The sequence below is a fragment of the Streptomyces sp. C36 genome (genome assembly GCF_040932295.1).
GTDB lineage: Bacteria > Actinomycetota > Actinomycetes > Streptomycetales > Streptomycetaceae > Streptomyces > Streptomyces triculaminicus.
This window is the reverse complement of record NZ_JBFQGI010000002.1, coordinates 845,788-865,762: the sequence shown is the minus strand read 5'-3', so window position 1 is coordinate 865,762 and position 19,975 is coordinate 845,788. Positions and strand designations below refer to the sequence as shown.

At 72.1% G+C, this 19,975-nt stretch carries 15 protein-coding genes; 6 read left to right on the top strand and 9 right to left on the bottom strand.

The annotated features are described in order from the left end of the window. Positions 1 to 61: 61 nt before the first annotated feature. From uvrC to AB4K12_RS09515, 3 genes are all read right to left on the bottom strand, one after another. On the bottom strand, positions 62 to 2,071 hold the full coding sequence (uvrC, locus tag AB4K12_RS09525; RefSeq protein ID WP_368433747.1) for an excinuclease ABC subunit UvrC: 2,010 nt from the start codon (positions 2,069 to 2,071) through the stop codon (positions 62 to 64). 148 nt (positions 2,072 to 2,219) lie between these two features. Next, entirely contained in the window at positions 2,220 to 3,086 is an 867-nt protein-coding gene (locus tag AB4K12_RS09520) for a hypothetical protein (protein ID WP_368433746.1), read from the bottom strand. A 5-nt stretch (positions 3,087 to 3,091) separates the two neighbouring features. Continuing rightward, on the bottom strand, positions 3,092 to 3,715 hold the full coding sequence (locus AB4K12_RS09515; RefSeq protein WP_368433745.1) for a papain-like cysteine protease family protein: 624 nt from the start codon (positions 3,713 to 3,715) through the stop codon (positions 3,092 to 3,094). 238 nt (positions 3,716 to 3,953) lie between these two features. Here AB4K12_RS09515 and AB4K12_RS09510 point away from each other — a divergent pair, with 238 nt between their 5' ends. Continuing rightward, entirely contained in the window at positions 3,954 to 4,895 is a 942-nt protein-coding gene (locus AB4K12_RS09510) for a hypothetical protein (protein ID WP_368433744.1), read from the top strand. 41 nt (positions 4,896 to 4,936) lie between these two features. On the opposite strand, the gene AB4K12_RS09505 is transcribed toward AB4K12_RS09510, so the two are convergent. Beyond that, a complete protein-coding gene (locus tag AB4K12_RS09505; protein ID WP_368433743.1) occupies positions 4,937 to 5,374 on the bottom strand; it encodes a Rieske (2Fe-2S) protein in 438 nt (145 codons plus the stop codon). A 129-nt stretch (positions 5,375 to 5,503) separates the two neighbouring features. Here AB4K12_RS09505 and AB4K12_RS09500 point away from each other — a divergent pair, with 129 nt between their 5' ends. Further along, complete coding sequence (locus AB4K12_RS09500) at positions 5,504 to 6,424, top strand: carbohydrate kinase (protein ID WP_368433742.1); 921 nt, start codon at positions 5,504 to 5,506, stop codon at positions 6,422 to 6,424. Positions 6,425 to 6,496: 72 nt separating this feature from the next. Here the strand turns inward: AB4K12_RS09500 and uvrA are convergent, their stop codons facing one another. After that, positions 6,497 to 9,460: an excinuclease ABC subunit UvrA gene (uvrA, locus tag AB4K12_RS09495; RefSeq protein WP_086569355.1), complete on the bottom strand. Its 2,964-nt coding sequence runs from the start codon at positions 9,458 to 9,460 to the stop codon at positions 6,497 to 6,499. Between the two features lie 212 nt (positions 9,461 to 9,672). On the opposite strand from uvrA, the gene AB4K12_RS09490 reads away from it, so the two are divergent. The 3 genes from AB4K12_RS09490 (at position 9,673) to AB4K12_RS09480 (ending at position 12,488) form a co-directional block, all read left to right on the top strand. After that, a complete protein-coding gene (locus AB4K12_RS09490; RefSeq protein ID WP_368433741.1) occupies positions 9,673 to 10,359 on the top strand; it encodes a maleylpyruvate isomerase family mycothiol-dependent enzyme in 687 nt (228 codons plus the stop codon). A gap of 10 nt (positions 10,360 to 10,369) precedes the next feature. Continuing rightward, positions 10,370 to 11,026 (top strand): MBL fold metallo-hydrolase, encoded by a 657-nt coding sequence (locus tag AB4K12_RS09485; RefSeq protein WP_368433740.1) that lies wholly within the window; start codon positions 10,370 to 10,372, stop codon positions 11,024 to 11,026. A 172-nt stretch (positions 11,027 to 11,198) separates the two neighbouring features. Beyond that, entirely contained in the window at positions 11,199 to 12,488 is a 1,290-nt protein-coding gene (locus AB4K12_RS09480; protein WP_368433856.1) for an MFS transporter, read from the top strand. Positions 12,489 to 12,512: 24 nt separating this feature from the next. On the opposite strand, the gene AB4K12_RS09475 is transcribed toward AB4K12_RS09480, so the two are convergent. The 4 genes from AB4K12_RS09475 to uvrB all read right to left on the bottom strand — a co-directional run bounded on the left by AB4K12_RS09475 (position 12,513) and on the right by uvrB (position 18,618). Continuing rightward, complete coding sequence (locus tag AB4K12_RS09475) at positions 12,513 to 13,538, bottom strand: TerC family protein (protein ID WP_368433739.1); 1,026 nt, start codon at positions 13,536 to 13,538, stop codon at positions 12,513 to 12,515. 111 nt (positions 13,539 to 13,649) lie between these two features. Continuing rightward, positions 13,650 to 15,614: a TerD family protein gene (locus tag AB4K12_RS09470; RefSeq protein WP_368433738.1), complete on the bottom strand. Its 1,965-nt coding sequence runs from the start codon at positions 15,612 to 15,614 to the stop codon at positions 13,650 to 13,652. 106 nt (positions 15,615 to 15,720) lie between these two features. Beyond that, entirely contained in the window at positions 15,721 to 16,299 is a 579-nt protein-coding gene (locus tag AB4K12_RS09465) for a TerD family protein (RefSeq protein WP_086573324.1), read from the bottom strand. Positions 16,300 to 16,503: 204 nt separating this feature from the next. Then, the gene (uvrB, locus tag AB4K12_RS09460; RefSeq protein ID WP_368433737.1) at positions 16,504 to 18,618 is read right to left on the bottom strand and encodes an excinuclease ABC subunit UvrB; all 2,115 of its coding nucleotides are present in this window, start codon (positions 18,616 to 18,618) and stop codon (positions 16,504 to 16,506) included. Positions 18,619 to 18,883: 265 nt separating this feature from the next. Here uvrB and AB4K12_RS09455 point away from each other — a divergent pair, with 265 nt between their 5' ends. Further along, the gene (locus AB4K12_RS09455; protein WP_368433736.1) at positions 18,884 to 19,855 is read left to right on the top strand and encodes a glycerophosphodiester phosphodiesterase; all 972 of its coding nucleotides are present in this window, start codon (positions 18,884 to 18,886) and stop codon (positions 19,853 to 19,855) included. Positions 19,856 to 19,975 lie beyond the last annotated feature (120 nt).

The following is a 19,975-nucleotide window of genomic DNA, read 5'->3' as shown; positions in this document are numbered from 1 at the left end:
GCGCCGTCCCGTCTTCCATACTGCGGCTTCCGCGGGCCCGGGTCCTGTCCGGCCAGGTCCATCATTCCTCCGCGTCGTCCATGATCTCGCCCGTGGCCATGTTGACAGCCGGTGCGGGCGGCGCCGCCCCGGCCAGCGCCGCGGCGATCGTCTCGGCGGTCTTGCGGCCGATGCCGGGCGTCTCGCAGATCTGCTCGACCGTGGCGGCCCGCAGCCGCTTGAGCGAGCCGAAGTGCTTGAGCAGCGCCTGCCTGCGGGTCTCGCCGAGGCCCGGGACCGCGTCCAGCGGGCTCGCGCGCAGGGTCTTGGTCCGCTTGCTGCGCTGGTAGGAGATGGCGAAGCGGTGCGCCTCGTCGCGGACGCGCTGCAGGAGGTAGAGGCCCTCGCTGGTGCGCGGCAGGACCACGGGGTCGTCCTCGCCCGGCAGCCAGACCTCCTCCAGCCGCTTGGCGAGGCCGCAGACGGCCACGTCGGTGATCCCGAGCTCGTCCAGGGCCCGCTGGGCGGCGGCGACCTGCGGCTGACCGCCGTCGACGACCACGAGCTGCGGGGGGTAGGCGAAGCGCTTGGGCTTTCCGTCGTCCTCCGGGAGCGGATCCTCGATCTCGCCGCCGGGGGCCTCCTCGGCCCACTCCCCCGTCTTCATCTTCTCCCGCAGATAGCGGCGGAAGCGCCGGGAGACGACCTCGTGCATGGAGCGGACGTCGTCCTGCCCCTCGCCGTGCCAGACCTGCGTGTCTCCGACACGACCCTTGATCTGGAAGCGGCGGTACTCGCTCTTGCGGGCCAGGCCGTCCTCGAAGACGACCATGGACGCCACCACGTCCTGCCCCTGCAGGTGGGAGATGTCGAAGCACTCCACGCGCAGCGGCGCGGAGTCCAGGCCGAGCGCCTCGGCGATCTCCTCCAGGGCGCGGGAGCGGGTGGTCAGGTCGGAGGCGCGCTTGGTCTTGTGCAGGACGAGGGCCTGCTGGGCGTTGCGCTGGACCGTCGCCATCAGGTCCTTCTTGTCGCCGCGCTGGGGGATCCGCAGGTCGACGCGGGCGCCGCGGCGCTCGCCCAGCCACTGGGCGACGGGCTCCACGGGCTCCGGCAGGGCCGGGACCAGGACCTCCTTGGGGACCGCGTCGCCGCTCTCCTCGCCGTAGAGCTGCTGCAGGGCGTGCTCGACGAGGCCGGCGGTGTCGACCGCCTCGACCTTGTCGGTGACCCAGCCGCGCTGGCCGCGCACCCGGCCGCCGCGGACGTGGAAGATCTGCACGGCGGCTTCGAGTTCGTCCTCGGCGACCGCGATCAGGTCGGCGTCGGTGGCGTCGGCGAGCACGACGGCGTTCTTCTCCATGGCGCGCCGGAGCGCCTCTATGTCGTCGCGCAGCCGGGCGGCCTTCTCGTATTCCATCTCCTCGGCGGCATCCTGCATCCGCTGTTCCAAACGCCGGATGTACGCACCGGTACGGCCGGCCATGAAGTCGCAGAACTCTTCCGCCAGTTCGCGGTGCTCGTCGGCGCTGACGCGGCCGACGCAGGGCGCGGAGCACTTGCCGATGTAGCCCAGCAGGCAGGGCCGGCCGATCTGGGCGGAGCGCTTGAACACCCCGGCCGAGCAGGTCCGTACGGGAAAGACGCGCAGCATCAGGTCGACGGTCTCGCGGATGGCCCAGGCGTGGGCGTACGGGCCGAAGTAGCGCACGCCCTTCTTCTTGGGGCCGCGCATCACCTGGACGCGGGGGAATTCCTCGTTCAGCGTGACGGCGAGCGAGGGGTAGCTCTTGTCGTCGCGGTACTTCACGTTGAAGCGCGGGTCGTACTCCTTGATCCAGGAGTACTCCAGCTGCAGGGCCTCGACCTCGGTGGAGACCACGGTCCACTCCACGGAGGCGGCCGTGGTGACCATGGTGCGGGTGCGCGGGTGCAGGCCGGCGAGGTCCTGGAAGTACGAGGAGAGCCGCTGGCGCAGGCTCTTCGCCTTCCCGACGTAGATCACGCGGCCGTGCTCGTCCCGGAATCTGTAGACCCCCGGCGAGTCGGGGATCTGTCCCGGCTTGGGTCGGTAGCTGCTGGGGTCGGCCATGTCACACACCCTACTTGCGGGCAGTGACAACACCATCGCCCAGCCGGGCGCGGGACGGTGCGAGGGCGCCCTCCGGCCTGTGGTGCCGGGGCCGGGTGAGGGCGCCCTCCGGGCCCGTGGTGCCGGGTCCGGAGGGCGCCCTCGGAGGTCAGCGCCGACGGAGCCTGCGGGCGGCCACGACCGACAGGCCCAGGCCCAGGGCGGCCGCGCCCGCGGCCGTGGCGGCGGTGGCCGTGACCGGCGGGCCGCCGTCGCCCTCCGGGGCCGCGGTCGCCGGCCGGTCCGCGCCGGAGCCCGCCGCACCGGGCCCGGCCGCCGCGGCGTTCTCGTCGAAGCCGCCGGCCATGCCCTTCTTCGCGTAGGCCGAGCCCGGCAGCTTGTCGCCGTAGGCCTTCCGCACACGGTCGCGGTAGGCGTCGACGGTGGTGCCCTTGTCCCCGATCGCGCGGACCGCGTCCTCGTCGAGCGGGAGCACCCGGTCGCCGCGCTGCACGTACCAGGCGTTGATCTGGGGCTCGCGGAAGACGGTGCCACCGGTGAGCCGGTGCGCGCCCTCGGCGGCGTAGCGCGTCTCGTCGTCGCCGGTGGCGATGTTGACCACCTTCCAGGCGTTCCCGGTGCGCACGGTCCACACCGAGGCCTTCTGGCCGTCGGCCGAGACCGCCGCGCTGGCGAGGAAGTCGAGCTCCGCGATCGCGGCGTCGTGGCCGCCCGCCACGAACGCCGGCGAGAGGGTGTAGACGGGCACCGTGGCGCCCTCGATCCGCGGGTGGGCGGCGCTCCTGGCGACGGCGCCGTCGCGGGCGAAGAAGCGGGAGAGCGTCTCGAGCGTCGAGGGGGCGGCGGCCGCCTCGTGCGCGGTGGCGACGCCCGAGGCCGGCGGGGGCGCGGGAGCCGCCGGGGGCGGGGCGGCGTGCGCGAGGGGCGCGAGGCCGAGCAGGGCGAGGGTGAGGGCGCCCGCGGCGGCCGCGCGGGAGGCGTCGCGGCGGGAGTGGAGGGGCCTGCGGTCGGTCATCGCCCTCACGCTCCGATCCGGTAGAGCGAGTGGGTCCAGGAGAACTGGTCGTTGTTGACGTACCAGCTGTGCGACGCCCAGTTGTACCGGTTGCTGGAGGGCCATGGATCGCCCCAGTAGACCATGCTGTTCGCGTCGTCGTAGCCGTAGAGGACGTGCATATGGCCGCCGCCGGAGGACCACTGGATGCGGGTCTCGACCGGGCGGCCCGCGTTGATTTCACTCTGCACGGTGGGGTAGCGCAGCCAGCCGCTCACATACGAACCGGCGTTGATGCCGGCCCAGTCGAGAGCGTTCTGCACATTGCCGAGCGTGGCCTGGTTGTTGGGGCACGTGGTGCCCTGCTGGCGGTTGAAGGCGGCATTGCAGAACTGGTTCTGGCTGTAATTGCGGCCGAACCAGGTCGCGATGGTGTTTCCGGACGCGGCCCAGCACCAATTGTTCTTCTGCTGGGCCTGCATGGTGATGTCGAGCCTCTTGGCCGCACGCAGGGGCGCCTGTTCGCCGGTGGTCGCGCTCGCCGTGGTGGGGACGGTGAGCAGGACGGAGGCGACAAGTGCCGCGAGGGACAGTCGTCTGCCGCGTATGCGGGGCTTTCCAGTATGTGCCGATGCCGGAGCACGGGTCATTTTCGCGTTCCTCGCCGTTGGGGGGTCGTGGTGGAGGAGCGCGTCCGGACGCGTGTGAGGAGCATCGGGTGTTGTCGAGGACTGGTCAACCAGCTTCAATACGGCGTGAGAGCACGCTGTGAACGGATCGAATCGGATGTGAACAAGCGGTGCCCGTCCAAGAGGAATGCGGCACACCTGGTCACCGGGGCCCCGACCACCGTTCGTGAATATTCACATTCACGCGAGGAGCGAGCGGATGGCACGCAGCAGCATCGGCGCTGCCGAGGCCGAACTGGCCCGGGCGCTGCGCACGGGCCCCTTCCACCTGGCCCTGCGCACGGCCCTTACGGCGCGCGGGCTGGCCCTGCACCGGGTCCAGCACCGGCTGGCGCAACGCGGGGTCAAGGTCGGGGTGACGAGCCTGAGTTACTGGCAGCAGGGCGTCCGGCGGCCCCGGCGGGCGGAGTCCCTGCGGGCGGTGCGGATGCTGGAGGAGGTGCTGGACCTGCCCGCGCAGGCCCTGACCCGGTTACTCTCCGACGCGCCGGTCCGTCCCCGCCCGGACCGCCCGGCCGCCCGCTCGTACCGCACCCTGGTCGAGGAGGCGGGTGCCGTGGAACGGCTGCTGGGCGAGCTGGAGTCGCCGGCCGACGGCGGGCTGCACACCGTCTGCCAGCTCGAGCGGGTCCTCATCGGCCCCCGCCGGGAGATGCGCGAGCGCTCCTCCCACCACGTGGTGCGGGCGCACCGCGACGGGGTGGACCGCTATGTGGCCATCCACCACGGCGACCCCGGCTGCGATCCGGGGCGGGTGACCGTGCGGGCGGGAGAGAACTGCCGGGTGGGGCGCGTGCGGTGGCACGCGGCGTCCGGGGTGCTGGTGGCCGAGCTGCTCTTCGACACCCGGCTGCGCGCCGGCGAGACATACGTCTTCGGCTACGGATTCGACGACGGCACGGGCGGCGTCAGCGGCGAGTACGTCCGGGGCTTCGGCTTCGCGGGCGGGCAGTACGTGCTGCAGGTCCGCTTCGACGACGACGCCCTGCCCGTGCGCTGCCGCCGCTTCGCCCAGAGCGCGGCGGGCGCGCCCCGGTACGGGCAGCAGGAGCTGACCCTGTCGGGGCGGCACCGGGGCGTGCACCTGGTGGAGCAGGGGGTACGGCCGGGCATCCTGGGCATCGCGTGGGACTGGTGCTGAGCGTGCCGCCGACCGCCCTTCGAGGCGTCTGCCCGGGCGGGTCAGGCCGCGGGGCCGGCGATCAGCTTTCCGCCGTCGGCCTTGACGGGCACGGACGGCAGCGGGGCGCCGGCCGGGCCCTGGAGGACCTTGCCGGTGGCGGCGTCGAACACGCTGCCGTGGCAGGGGCACGTGACCTTGCCGTCCTCGACCTTGTCGACCACGCAGCCGGCGTGGGTGCACACGGCGCTGAACGCCTTGTACTCCCCCTCGGCGGTCTGGGCGACGACCAGCTTCTGCTCGCGGTAGAGCCGGGCCCCGCCGACCGGGACCTCACCCTTGGCCCCGAGGTCGACCGGAGCCGTGGGCGTGGCCGAGCCGTCCTTCTTGCCGCCGGTGCAGGCGCTCGCGCACAGCCCGGCGGCCCCGGCCAGGGCGGCACCGCGCAGCACGGTGCGGCGGGACGCCGAGGGAACGGCCGGAACAGCGGGGGAGGACATGGCGGGCTCCAACGGGGAGACGGGCGTCCGGGCGGCCCCGGTACGACGGGACGCGGCGCCGGGAGCGATGGCACGACGTGGTGACAATACCGGGAGCATTCGCTCCGCCGACCCGAGAGGACTCCCCCAGTGATCGTCGTAGCCGGTGAAGCGCTGATCGATCTCGTCCCCGGCGGCCCCGGAGGCGACGACGGCCTGCCGGCGCTGCTGCCCCGGCGCGGCGGGGGCCCGTACAACACCGCCGTGGCGCTGGGGCGGCTGGGCACGCCGGCCGCCTTCTGTTCCCGCGTGTCCACGGACGGCTTCGGGGAGGCGCTGCTGGACGGGCTGCGGGCCGCGGGTGTGGACCTCTCGCTCGTCCAGCGCGGCCCGGAGCCGACGACGCTCGCGGTGGCGGCCGTCGGAGCGGACGGCTCGGCGGGCTACGGCTTCTACGCGGGCGGCACGGCGGACCGTCTCTTCGCGCTGCCCGGCCCGCTGCCGGACGAGACGCCCGCCCTGTGCCTGGGGACGTGCTCGCTGGCCCTGGAGCCCGGCGCGAGCGCCTACGAGGCGCTGCTGCGGCGGGAGGCCCGGCGCGGGGTCTTCACCCTGCTCGACCCCAACGTCCGGCCCGGGGTCATCCCGGACGCCACCGCCTACCGCGAGCGCTTCCGCTCCTGGCTGCCGGACGTGCGCCTGCTGAAGCTGTCCGCCGAGGACGCCGAGTGGCTGGGCGGCTCCCCCGCCGACTGGGCGGCCCGGGGCCCGGAAGCGGTCGTGGTCACCCGGGGCGGCGAGGGGATGTCCGTCCACACCCGCGACGGCCGTACGTACGCCGTCCCGGCCGAGCGGGTCGAGGTGAGGGACACCATCGGCGCGGGCGACACCGTGAACGCGGCGCTGCTGCACCGCCTGGCGGCGGCGGGCGCGCTCTCCCCCGCCGGGCTCGCCGCCCTGGACGCGGCGGCCTGGGCCGCCATCCTGTCCTTCGCCGCCCGCGCGGCGGCCCTGACCTGCGCCCGGACCGGCGCGGAACCGCCGTACGCGGCGGAGCTCGCGCCGTCGTAGCCGGACGGGCCGGGGTCCGAGCCGGGCCGGGATGCCGGGTCCGGGGCGGCGCCCTGGACCCGGGAGTTCCCGCTACGCCCGGGGCGCCCGCGCCGCCGTCGTCTTCTTGGCGGCGGTCTTCTTGGCCGCGGCCTTCTTCGCCGGCGCCTTCTTGGCCGCCTTCCGCGTCGCCGGCACGGACGGCGCGTCGCTGACGCGCTCGCCCAGGATGTCCCGCAGGAACTTGCCGGTGTGGCTGGCCGGGACCGACGCGACCTCCTCCGGCGTGCCCTCGGCGACCACGAGGCCACCGCCCGAGCCGCCCTCGGGGCCCATGTCGACGACCCAGTCGGCGGTCTTGATCACATCGAGGTTGTGCTCGATGACGATCACGGTGTTGCCCTTGTCGACCAGCCCCGACAGCACGGTGATCAGCTTGCTGATGTCCTCGAAGTGCAGGCCGGTCGTCGGCTCGTCGAGGACGTAGACCGTGCGCCCGGTGGACCGCTTCTGCAGCTCGCTCGCGAGCTTCACCCGCTGCGCCTCACCTCCGGAGAGGGTCGGCGCGGACTGGCCGAGCCGGACGTAGCCCAGGCCCACCTCGTGGAGCGTGCGCAGGTGGCGCGCGATCGTCGGCACGGCCTCGAAGAAGGCGAGCGCCTCCTCGATCGGCATGTCCAGCACCTCGGCGATGGACTTGCCCTTGTAGTGGACCTCCAGGGTCTCCCGGTTGTAGCGCGCGCCGTGGCAGACCTCGCACGGCACGTACACGTCCGGCAGGAAGTTCATCTCGATCTTGATGGTGCCGTCGCCGGAGCAGTTCTCGCAGCGGCCGCCCTTGACGTTGAAGGAGAAGCGGCCGGGCAGGTAACCCCGGACCTTCGCCTCCATCGTCTCGGCGAAGAGCTTGCGGACGTGGTCGAAGACGCCGGTGTACGTGGCCGGGTTGGAGCGCGGCGTACGGCCGATGGGCGACTGGTCGACGTGCACGACCTTGTCGACCAGCTCGTCGCCGTCCACGCGCGTGTGCCGGCCGGGCACCGCCCGCGCGGCGTTGAGCTCCCGCGCGAGGTGGGTGTAGAGGATGTCGTTGACCAGCGTCGACTTGCCCGAACCCGAGACGCCCGTGACGGCGGTGAGCACCCCGAGCGGGAAGGAGACGTCGATGTCGCGCAGGTTGTTCTCCCGGGCCCCGCGCACGGTCAGCCGGCGCGTGGGGTCCACGGGGCGGCGCACGTCCGGCGTGGCGATGGACCGCTTGCCGGACAGGTACTGCCCGGTCATCGAGGCCTCGCTGCTCAGCAGCTCCTTGAGGGGACCGCTGTGGACGACCTTGCCGCCGTGCTCGCCGGCGCCGGGGCCGATGTCGACGACCCAGTCGGCGACCTTGATGGTGTCCTCGTCGTGCTCGACGACGATGAGGGTGTTGCCCATGTCGCGCAGGCGGACGAGGGTCTCGATGAGACGGTGGTTGTCGCGCTGGTGCAGGCCGATGGAGGGCTCGTCGAGGACGTACAGCACGCCCACCAGGCCGGAACCGATCTGCGTGGCCAGGCGGATGCGCTGGGCCTCGCCGCCGGAGAGCGTGCCGGCCGCGCGGTTGAGCGAGAGGTAGTCCAGGCCGACGTCGACCAGGAACCGCAGCCGTTCGTTGACCTCCTTCAGCACCCGCTCGGCGATCTTCTTCTCGCGGCCGGTGAGCTTCATGTCGCGCAGGAAGTCGGCGCAGTCGCTGATCGACATCGCGGAGACCTCCGCGATGGAGCGGCCCTGCACGGTGACCGCGAGGACGATCGGCTTCAGGCGCGTGCCCTCACAGGTCGGGCAGTGCACCTCGCGCATGTAGCCCTCGAAGCGCTCGCGGCTGGAGTCGCTCTCTGCCTCGGAGTGGCGCCGCTTGACGAACGGCACCGCGCCCTCGAAGGCGGTGGTGTACGCGCGCTCGCGTCCGTAGCGGTTGCGGTAGCGCACCTCGATCTGCGTCTTGTGGCCGTTGAGCAGGGCCTTCTTGGCCCGCTGGGGCAGCCCGGCCCAGGGGATGTCCGTACGGAAGCCCAGCGCGTCGGCGAGCGCCCCGACCAGGCGGCTGAAGTAGTCCTTGGTGTGGCCGTGCGACCAGGGGCTGATCGCGCCCTCGTCGAGGGACTTGTCCTCGTCCGGGACGATCAGCTCGGGGTCCACCTCCATGCGCGTGCCGATGCCGGTGCAGTCGGGACAGGCGCCGAAGGGGGAGTTGAAGGAGAACGAGCGCGGCTCGAGCTCCTCGAAGGACAGGTCGTCGTACGGGCAGTAGAGGTGCTCGGAGAACATCCGCTCACGCTCGGGGTCGTCCTCGGGGAGGTCGACGAAGTCGAGGATCACCATGCCGCCGGACAGGCCCAGCGCCGTCTCGACGGAGTCGGTCAGCCGGCGCTTGGCGCTCTCCTTGACGGTGAGGCGGTCGACGACCACCTCGATGGTGTGCTTCTCCTGCTTCTTCAGCTTCGGCGGGTCGGTGAGCTGGATGGTCTCGCCGTCGACCCGGGCGCGGCTGTAGCCCTTGGTCTGGAGGTCGGCGAAGAGATCGACGAACTCGCCCTTGCGCTCGCGCACCAGCGGGGAGAGCACCTGGAAGCGGCTGCCCTCGGGCAGCTCCAGCACCCGGTCCACGATGGCCTGCGGCGACTGGCGGGAGATGGGCCGCGCGCACTCGGGGCAGTGCGGCTTGCCGATCCGGGCGAAGAGCAGGCGGAGGTAGTCGTAGACCTCGGTGATGGTGCCGACCGTGGAGCGCGGGTTGCGCGAGGTCGACTTCTGGTCGATGGAGACGGCCGGGGACAGGCCCTCGATGAAGTCCACATCGGGCTTGTCCATCTGCCCGAGGAACTGCCGTGCGTAGGAGGAGAGCGACTCAACGTAGCGGCGCTGCCCCTCGGCGAAGATCGTGTCGAACGCGAGCGACGACTTGCCCGACCCCGAGAGCCCGGTGAAGACGATGAGGGAGTCACGCGGGAGGTCGAGCGAGACGTTCTTGAGATTGTGCTCGCGAGCGCCACGGACGATGAGACGGTCAGCCACGCGGGTCGGCACCTTTCGTGAGAGTCGGCTCTGGAGAGCGGTGCGGGGGTGGGCCGCGGCCCCTCGATCCAGAGTACGGGGGGCGTCTGACAACCACGGACCACCCGGATGTCGTAAGCGATGCCACCCACGAGCCTATAGCACGCATATTCGATTTACGGCGGAGAGGCGACTCCTTCACTCGAAGGAGTGGCGGAGTTATCGTCGGCCGCATGAGTGATCATGTGCACGACCTGAACGCTGTACGTGAGGCGACCGACCGGCTGCTCTCCGCGCTCGCCGGACTGGACGAAGCCGCGCTCGCCGGGCCGTCACGGCTCCCCGGCTGGACCCGCGGTCACGTCCTCGCCCACCTCTCCCGCAACGCCGACGCCCTGGTGAACGTGCTGGAGGGGCGCCCCATGTACGCCGGCTCCGAGGAGCGCGACGCCGACATCGAGCGGGACACGCCCCGCCCCCTCGACGCCCAGATCGCCGACCTGCGCGAGAGCACCGAGGGCTTCGTGCGGACGGCCACCGCGCCCGCCGACTGGAGCCGCACCGTCTTCATGCGCAACGGCGTCACCGAGAAGGCCGCCCGCATCCCCTTCCGGCGCCTCATGGAGGTCGAGCTGCACCACGTCGACCTCGGCATCGGCTACGAGCTGGAGGACCTGCCGGACGCGTTCACCGCCGGCGAGATCGAGTTCCTCGCCAACCGCTTCCTGGGCAACCCCGCCGTGCCGGCGATCGTGGTGGCCGCCACCGACGGCCGGCGATGGCGTACCGGCCGCGCGGACGGCGACCCGCTGACCGTCACCGGCCCGGCGCCCGCGCTGCTGGGCTGGCTGGCCGGACGGCGCGACGGCACGGGGCTGGAAACGGGTGGCGCTCCCCTGCCCGTTCTGCCCGCGCTATAGGGTGATCACCATGACGTACAGCGGAGCGGTAGAGGTCGGCGGACCTGCGGACGTACACGAGTTGGCCGATCTGATGATCTCCAAGGTCGCGGTCGGACCGATGAACAACAACGCCTATCTGCTGCGCTGCCGCGCGACCGACGAGCAGTTGCTGATCGACGCCGCCGCGGAGCCGCACACCCTGCTCTCGCTGATCGGCGACAGCGGCATCGCCTCGGTGGTCACGACCCATCAGCACGCCGACCACTGGAGCGCGCTGCGCGAGGTGGTCGACGCCACCGGCGCCCGCACCTACGCCGGCCGGCTCGACGCCGAGGGCATTCCCGTACCCACCGACGTGCTCGTCGAGGACGGCGACGTCATCCGCGTCGGCCGCGTGGAGCTGACGGCCCGCCACCTCGTGGGCCACACCCCGGGCAGCATCGCCCTGGTCTACGACGACCCGCACGGCCACGCGCACGTCTTCACCGGCGACTGCCTCTTCCCCGGCGGCGTGGGCAACACCCACGACGACCCCAAGGCCTTCGCCAGCCTCCTCCACGACGTCGAGACCAAGATCTTCGGCGAACTCACCGACGAGACCTGGGTCTACCCCGGCCACGGCAACGACACCACGCTCGGTGCCGAGCGCCCCCACCTCGCGGAGTGGCGCGAGCGCGGCTGGTGACGCGGGGCGGGAGCCCCCGGTAGCGCGTCGTCCGCACGACAGGCGGACGGCGCGATTCCGTCGCGCCCCCGCCGATGCCTCCTTCACGCTCCCGCTTCCGGCCCAACGCCCCCGTTTCCCCGGCCTCCCGGCGGAAGTTGGGCCGTACATGAATCGTGACCGCTCCCCGGCCATGTTCCGCCTGGCGGCCGCCTCCATGGCCGGCACCGCCATCGAGTTCTACGACTTCTTCGCCTACGGCACCGCGGCCGCGCTCGTCCTGGGCCGGCTGTTCTTCCCCGGCACCTCCCCCCTCGTCGGCACCCTCGCCGCCTTCGGCACCTTCGGCGTCGGATTCATCGCCCGCCCGCTGGGCTCGATGCTCTTCGGCCACATCGGCGACCGCCTCGGCCGCCGCCCGGTGCTCATCTCCTCCCTGCTGCTGACCGGCCTCGCCACCGTCGCGGTCGGCTTCGTGCCCACCTATCGCGACATCGGCGTCGCCGCGCCCGTGCTGCTCCTCCTCCTGCGCTTCCTGCAGGGGCTGGGCGTCGGCGGCGAATGGGGTGGCGCCGTCCTGCTCACCACCGAGCACGCCCCCGCCCACCGCCGCGCGCTGTGGGCGAGCTTCCCCCAGATCGGCCCCGCCCTCGGCTTCCTGCTCGCCAACGGCATCACCCTCAGCCTCTCGGCCACCCTGACGGAGGCGCAGTTCCTGTCCTGGGGCTGGCGCGTACCGTTCTGGGCGGCCGGCGTCCTGGCCGCACTGGGCCTGCTGCTGCGCAGCGGGCTCACCGAGACCCCCGACTTCCGCGAACTGTCCGACGGTGACGCCCTCGCCACGCTCCCCCTGGCCGAGGTCGTCCGCGACCACTGGCGGCTGCTCCTGCTCACCGCCGGGGCGCTGTCGTTCGGCTACGCCGTGTTCTACGCGGTCACCACCTGGTCGCTGGCCTACGGCACCGAACGGCTCGGCGTCGACCGGACCGTCATGCTCGGCTGCGCCATGGCGGCGGTCGCCGTCAACGGCGCGGCCACCCCGCTGGTCGCCCTCCTCTCCGACCGCTACGGCCGCCGCCCGCTGTGCCTGGCCGGCTGCGCCGCCGTCACGCTGTGGATGTTCCCGCTGGTCGGCCTCCTGCAGTCCGGCCGCCCCGCCCTGATGCTGCTGGGCTTCGTCGTCGCCATGCTGGCCTTCGGCACCGCCTTCGGCGCCATCGGCGCCTACCTGCCCGAGCTGTTCGAGGCCAGGGTGCGCTGCACGGGCTCGGCCGTCGGCTACAACCTGGCGGGCATCCTGGGCGGTGCCGTCACCCCCCTGGTGGCCACCACCGCCGCCCGGGGCGACGGGACGCCCTGGGGCGTCGCGGCCTATCTGTCCGGCGTCGCCCTGCTCAGCATGGCCTGCTTCCTGCTGCTGCCCGAGACCCGTCCCACGCCCGCCGCACCCCCCGCCGCCGCCACCGGTCCCGCCCCCGCCTGAGCGGGCGTCCGCCGGAGGGGAGGGTCAGACGCGGGCGCTCGCCCGGTCGTCCTTGTCCTCCCCGGCCGCCGGTGCCGCCACGGCGGCCTCGGCGGCCTCCTCCCGCGCCTGCCGGGCCGAGGCCCGCAGGCTGGTGACGGTCGTGACGGCCAGCACCGCGCAGATGACGCCGAGCGAGACCGGGATGCTGATCTCGGGGACGGCGACGCCGTTCTCGTGCAGGGCGTGCAGGACGAGCTTGACGCCGATGAAGCCGAGGATGACCGACAGGCCGTAGGAGAGGTGGACCAGCTTCTTCAGCAGGCCGCCGATCAGGAAGTACAGCTGGCGCAGGCCCATGAGGGCGAAGGCGTTGGCGGTGAAGACGATGTACGGGTCCTGGGTGAGGCCGAAGATCGCGGGTATGGAGTCCATCGCGAAGAGCACATCGGTGGTGCCGATCGCCAGCATGACGATCAGCATCGGGGTCACCAGCCGCTTGCCGTTCTCGGTGATGAACAGCTTCGTGCCGTGGTAGCGGTCGGTGGACGGGAAGCGCCGCTCGACCAGCTTCAGGAAGCGGTTCTCCTCGAACTCCTCCTCGTCCTCGTCCGCCCGCGCCTCCTGGATGAGCTTCCACGCGGTCCAGATCAGGAAGGCGCCGAAGAGGTAGAAGACCCAGGCGAAGTTGGCGATGATCGCGGCGCCGGCGCCGATGAACACGGCGCGCAGGACCAGGGCGATCAGGACGCCCACCATGAGCACCCGCTGCTGGTAGACCGGCGGGACGGCGAACTTCGCCATGATCAGGACGAAGACGAAGAGGTTGTCGACGCTCAGCGACTTCTCCGTGATGAAGCCGGCGAAGAACTCGCCGGCCGGAGCACCGCCGCCGAATATCCAGAGTCCCAGCCCGAAGAGCCCGGCCAGGGCCACCCAGACCGCCGTCCACACGCCCGCCTCCTTCACGGAGACCTCGTGCGGCTTACGGCCTCCGATGAAGAAGTCGGCGGCGATGAGGGCGCACAGACCAAGGATGGTCAGCGTCCACAGGGTCAGGGAGACGTCCACTGTTCCTCCGGTACGTCGTACGGGCGTACGGCAGTTCCCAAAACAGTACAGGAAACACCAAGGAACAGTAAAGAGGAAGCCAAAACCCCAGCTCAGAGCCGGTTTGCTCCGTCAGATGCCATACGCCTTTCGGGCCTGCCCGACGCGCCGGAGCACCTGCCGCAGCACATCGCTGCCGGACGGGGCCAGCGACGGCTCGTACGTCCAGGAGTGCCCCACCCACGGGTCGGCGAGGTGGTCGTCGGGCACCGGCGTGACGCGCAGCAGCGAGCGCCACAGCGGGTCCAGCACCGGCCCGTACGCCCGGGCGTCGTCGCGGTCGGCGACCATCATCAGGTGCACGCCCACCGACGGCCCCTCGTCCGCGAGGTAGCGCAGCTGGGTCACGGAGCGGTCGTCGAAGCCGTGCGGGAAGTCGTTGACGATCAGCAGCTGCTCGGCGGTGTCGAGGTCCGGCGGCAGGGAGTCCACGGCCCCGCTGCGGACCGCCATCTGCACCAGATCGACGCGCTGCGTCAACCGTCCCAGCACCTCCGACACGGCCCGGGCCCCCGCCAAGGGCGGCTCCTTCAGCGCCCCGTGCTCCAGCAGCGGGGCCAGCGCCGTGCCGGCCGCGCCCGCCGGGTCGATGACGTGCACCGAGTAGTCGCCGACCGGGTGGACGGCCAGCAGCCGCGCGGCGTGGGAGACCGCGCAGTCCAGGGCCAGCCGGCGCCGTTCGGCGGCGTCCACCAGGCTCGCGTCCGCGCCGCCCGCGGAACGGCCGCTGTCGATCCACAGCCCGCGCTCCAGCGGCAGCCGCACCAGCATGGGGATGCGCAGGTCCCTGCGCTCGGGCAGGTGCAGGTCCCCCAGCCGCAGCGCCATCGGCGTCTCCAGCGGGACCTGGTAGGCCTGCCACACCGGGTTGTCCCAGCGCGCGAAGGCGGGCGGCAGCGCGTGCTCGACGACCTCGGCCTCCACGACGAGCCGGTCGAGGTCCCGGTCGAGCGCGGCGCGCGCCTGCTCGACCAGCTCCGCCTGGCGGGCCCGCGCCTCCTGACGGGCGGCGTCGGCGGCCGGGCCGACCCGGGTGCTCGGGTCGGACAGCACCCGGTCCAGCTCCTGCTCCAGGCGCGACTCCGCGAAGTCGACCGCGCTGCGGTAGGCGGCGGTCGCGCGGGCCAGGTCCTCGAACATGCCCCAGACCTGGTTGTAGAGCCGCTCGTTCATGGTCCAGCCCGTGGCGTCGCCCGCGACCGGCTGGTACGGCTGTCCCGGCTCCGCGGCCGGGGCGGCGGGCGCCGGCTCCGGCGGCGCCGAGGTCCGGCGTCCGGGATGGCGGTAGCTGACGGGGCCGACGGAGGCCGTGCCCGGCTCCGGGACGGAACCCCCGCTTCCGGCCGGACCGCCACCGCCCGCCGCGCCACCGCCCGCCGCCGGGGCGGCCGGCACCGCCGGGTCGTGGCCGGCCGCGCCGGCCGCCGTCCGGCCGTCCGCGGCACCGCCGCCGACCTGCGCGGGCGGCGCGGCGACCGCGCGGGCCACGCCCTGGGCGATCGCCTCCTCGATGCGGGCCGCCGTCTCGGCGGCCCGAGGCAGTCCCTGGTCGTGCAGCATGGCGGTCAGGCCGCCCGCGTATCCCTGGCCGACCGCCCGTACCTTCCAGGCGCCCTGCCTGCGGTAGAGCTCCAGGGCGACGACCGCCGACTCGGCGTCCAGTCCGGTGACGGTGTAGTTGGCCATCTCCGTACCGTCGGTGCCGGTGACGGCGAGGAAGGGGGCGGCCAGCGCCCCGAAGCGGTCCGGACCGGAGGTGCCGGAGGGCAGGGCGAGCAGCACGTTGACCCGGTGCGCGGTCTCCGGGAGGGCGTCGAGGTCGACCGCCAGCCGGTGCTCGGCGGCGGCCTGCCGGGAAACCTCCAGGCCCGGCAGCTTCGGCGACGCGGGGTGAGCGACCCATTCATCGCCCGGAACCCTGCCGTCCGCGTCGCCGAGCGTCACCCCCGCCATCACCGGTTGGCCCGCCGAGACCCGGACCTCCAGTCGTGTCCCGGACAGCGGGTGGTTCTGCCCCCGCACCAGCTCGGCCGTCATCGCCGCTTCCCCTCGTTGTGTCGTGCTCGCTGTGTGCCGAGGGCCCGGCGGATGCTCCGCCGGGCCCTGTCGCCGCTCGTCGGGCCGCCCATGGCGGCCCGGACGGTTACAGGACGGTCTGGATCTCCGCCAGCAGGTCCTGGAAGGTCCGGCCGTTGGCCGGGGTGCCGATGGCCGTCATCTGCCAGCCGTTGCCCACGCGGTGCACCTTCGCCATGATCTGCGCGGTGTACTGGCCGCCGCCGTCGAGGGTGTAGCGCGCGAGCTCCTGGCCGGTGGTCTCGTCGACCAGGCGGCAGAAGGCGTTCTGGACCTCGGCGAAGGTCTGGCCGGTGAAGGAGTTCACCGTGAAGACGATGTTGTTGACGTGCACGGGGACGCGCTGCAGGTCGACGAGGATCGCCTCGTCGTCGCCGCCCTGGCCCGCGCCGCCGACCAGGTTGTCGCCCGTGTGGCGCACCGAGCCGTCCTTGCTGACCAGCTGCTGGAAGAAGGCCACGTCGACCGGCTGCTTGTCGGCGAAGAGCACCGCGGACGCGTCCAGGTCGATCTCCCGCGTACGCGATCCGAACAGTCCGCGGCGAGGGGCCGCCTGCCAGCCCAGCCCCATCCGCACCGCGGTCAGGGTGCCCCCATCGGCCTTCTGCAGGCTGATGCCCTGGCCCTTGGACAAATTGACCGTCACGCGCGTCCCTCTCGTTCGTTCATCCCCGTGACCGCGCCGTTCGCGCGGTCTTCTTGAACGACCCTATGCACAGGCGGGCGCGGTGTACGCACCCGAGGGGGGCTTTGTGGCGGTCTTGCAACATGCCCCGCCACGGGTTCCGTACGCTCCCGCCCCGCCTCCGGCGCGCCACCCCACCCGGTGCACCCGGCGCGTCACGGACCGTCAGGCCAGGCCGGCCTCGCGCATCTGCCGCAGCTCCTTCTTCAGCTCGCCCACCTCGTCGCGCAGCCGGGCCGCGACCTCGAACTGCAGCTCCGCCGCGGCCGCCCGCATCCGGTCGGTCATGTCCTCGATGAGCTGGGACAGTTCCGCCGCGGGGCGGTCCGTGGGCACGGCGGCCGCCTTGGCCTTGCCGCGCGCCTTGCCCTTGGCCGGCACCGGGGCCTTGCCCTTGTCCTTGTCGCCCTTGCGGTAGCCCGTGCCCAGGAGCTCCTGGGTGTCGAGCTCCTCGCGGGCGAGCGTGGCGACGATGTCGCCGATCTTCTTGCGCAGCGGCTGGGGGTCGATGCCCCGCTCCGTGTTGTAGGCGATCTGCTTCTCGCGGCGGCGGTTGGTCTCCTCGATGGCCTTCTCCATCGCCGGGGTGATCTTGTCGGCGTACATGTGCACCTGGCCGGAGACGTTGCGCGCCGCGCGCCCGATGGTCTGGATCAGGGACGTTCCGGAGCGCAGGAAGCCCTCCTTGTCGGCGTCGAGGATGGCCACCAGCGACACCTCGGGCAGGTCGAGGCCCTCGCGCAGCAGGTTGATGCCCACCAGCACGTCGAACTCGCCGGCCCGCAGCTCGCGCAGCAGCTCCACGCGGCGCAGGGTGTCGACGTCGCTGTGCAGGTAGCGCACCTGGATGCCCAGCTCGAGGAAGTAGTCGGTGAGGTCCTCGGCCATCTTCTTGGTCAGCGTCGTCACCAGGACGCGCTCGTCCCGCTCGGTGCGCGTGCGGATCTCGTGCACCAGGTCGTCGATCTGGCCCTCGGTCGGCTTGACGACGACCTCCGGGTCGACGAGGCCGGTGGGGCGGATGATCTGCTCCACGAAGCCCTTGCCGCGCGAGAGCTCGTACTTCCCGGGCGTCGCGGAGAGGTAGACGGTCTGTCCGATGCGCTCGGTGAACTCCTCCCACTTCAGCGGGCGGTTGTCCATGGCCGAGGGAAGCCGGAAGCCGTGCTCGACCAGCGTGCGCTTGCGGGAGGCGTCGCCCTCGTACATCGCGCCGATCTGCGGGACCGTGACGTGCGACTCGTCGATGACGAGGAGGAAGTCCTCGGGGAAGTAGTCGAGCAGGGTGTTCGGCGGGGAGCCGGGCTCGCGGTCGTCCATGTGCAGCGAGTAGTTCTCGATGCCCGAGCAGGAGCCGACCTGGCGCATCATCTCGATGTCGTAGGTGGTGCGCATGCGCAGCCGCTGGGCCTCGAGGAGCTTGCCCTGCTTCTCCATGCGGGCGAGCGTCTCCTCCAGCTCGGCCTCGATGCCCGCGATGGCCTTCTCCATCCGCTCCGCGCCGGCGATGTAGTGGCTGGCGGGGAAGACGTACAGCTCCTGGTCCTCGGAGATGACCTCGCCGGTGAGCGGGTGGAGCGTGGAGAGCGCCTCGATCTCGTCGCCGAACATCTCGATCCGGACGGCCAGCTCCTCGTACACCGGGAAGATCTCGATGGTGTCGCCGCGCACCCGGAACGTGCCGCGGGTGAACGCCAGGTCGTTGCGCGTGTACTGGATCTCCACGAAGCGGCGCAGCAGTTCGTCCCGGTCGGTCTCCTGGCCGACCTTCAGCGGCACCATGCGGTCGACGTACTCCTGGGGCGTACCCAGGCCGTAGATGCAGGAGACGGACGCCACCACGACCACGTCCCGCCGGGTGAGCAGCGAGTTGGTGGCGGAGTGGCGCAGCCGCTCGACCTCCTCGTTGATGGAGGAGTCCTTCTCGATGTACGTGTCCGACTGGGGGACGTACGCCTCGGGCTGGTAGTAGTCGTAGTACGAGACGAAGTACTCGACGGCGTTGTTGGGCAGCAGCTCGCGGAACTCGTTGGCGAGCTGGGCCGCGAGGGTCTTGTTCGGCGCCATGACGAGCGTCGGCCGCTGCAGCTTCTCGATCATCCACGCCGTGGTCGCCGATTTGCCGGTACCCGTCGCACCCAGCAGGACGACGTCCTTCTCGCCCGCCCGGATGCGCCGCTCCAGATCGGCGATGGCCGTCGGCTGGTCACCGCTGGGCTGGTAGGAGCTGACGACCTCGAAAGGCGCCACCTTGCGTTCGATCTTCGATACGGGCCGCATGAGACCACCGTACGGCCCACCACTGACAATGGCCTCGCCCCGCCCGTTCGGCCCCCGTTTTCCGGGCCCGTCGCGGGCGAACGCGCGGCGAAGACTCGGCAAAGGGTCCTTCGTCCGGGCGCCCTGCCCGTCGCGATCGCGTAGGTGTTTCGTGTACGACTTTCCGTGCACGTAGGTACGACTTTCCGTGCACCAGGTACGACTTTCCGTACACGCTGGCCGGGCGCGAGCCGCGCACCCGGTCCGGACGCCACGAGGAGCCGCCATGCGCATCCGCCCCGTCTCCACCGTGACCAGCGCACTTCTCTCCCTTTCCCTGACGACGCTCGCCTCCCTGTCCATGGCCGGCCTCGCCGCCGCCCCGGCGGCCGCCACCACGCGCCACGCCGAGCCCGTCGTCATCGGCCACCGCGGGGTGCCGGTCCAGGCGCCGGAGAACACCCTGGCGTCCATCGACAGGGCCGCCCGGCTGGGTACCGTCTGGGTGGAGAACGACGTCCAGCGCACCAAGGACGGCGCCCTGATCGTCATGCACGACACCACGCTGGAGCGGACCACCGACGTGAAGCGGCTCTACCCCGGGCGCGCGCCGTGGAAGGTCTCCGACTTCACCCTCGCCGAGATCAGCACGCTGGACGCCGGCAGCTGGTACGACCGCCGCTTCAAGGGCGAGCGGGTGCCGACCCTCGACCGCTATCTGCGCCGGGTCGACCACAACCGGCAGAAGCTGCTGCTGGAGGTGAAGGCTCCGGAGCTCTACCCGGGCATCGAGCGGCAGATGGTCGCCGAACTGCGCCGCACCGGCTGGCTCGACGCGGCGCACGTCAGAGGCAGGCTGGTCGTCCAGAGCTTCAACGCCTCGTCCCTGAGGACGCTGCACACCCTCCGCCCCGACCTCAAGAAGGGCTTCCTGGGCGCCCCCAAGGTCTCCGAGCTGCGCTCCTACGCCGCCTTCGCCGACCAGATCAACCCCTCGTACAAGAGCGTGACCCCCTCCTGGCTGCGTTCCGTCCACGCCCTCAAGGGCCCGCACGGGCGGCCGCTGGAGGTCTCGGCGTGGACCGTCGACGACGCCGACGAGGCGGTCGCCCTGGCCCGGATGGGCGTCGACGGCATCATCACCAACGCCCCGCACGTCATCGCCGAGGCCCTGGGCGACGACGGGGACGACCCCTCGTTCCTCGACGGGCTGCCGACCACCTCCGACGCGGAGGCCGCCCTGGCCGACACGCTGTGAACCGCCGCTGACCTGCACGTCAGGCGCTCCGGCCCGGCCGCCGGAGCGCCCTCCTCCGCCCGCTCGTCCCCCGGCTCGTGACCGATTGTCAGTGGCTGCCCCTAGCGTTCCCGTCAGTCG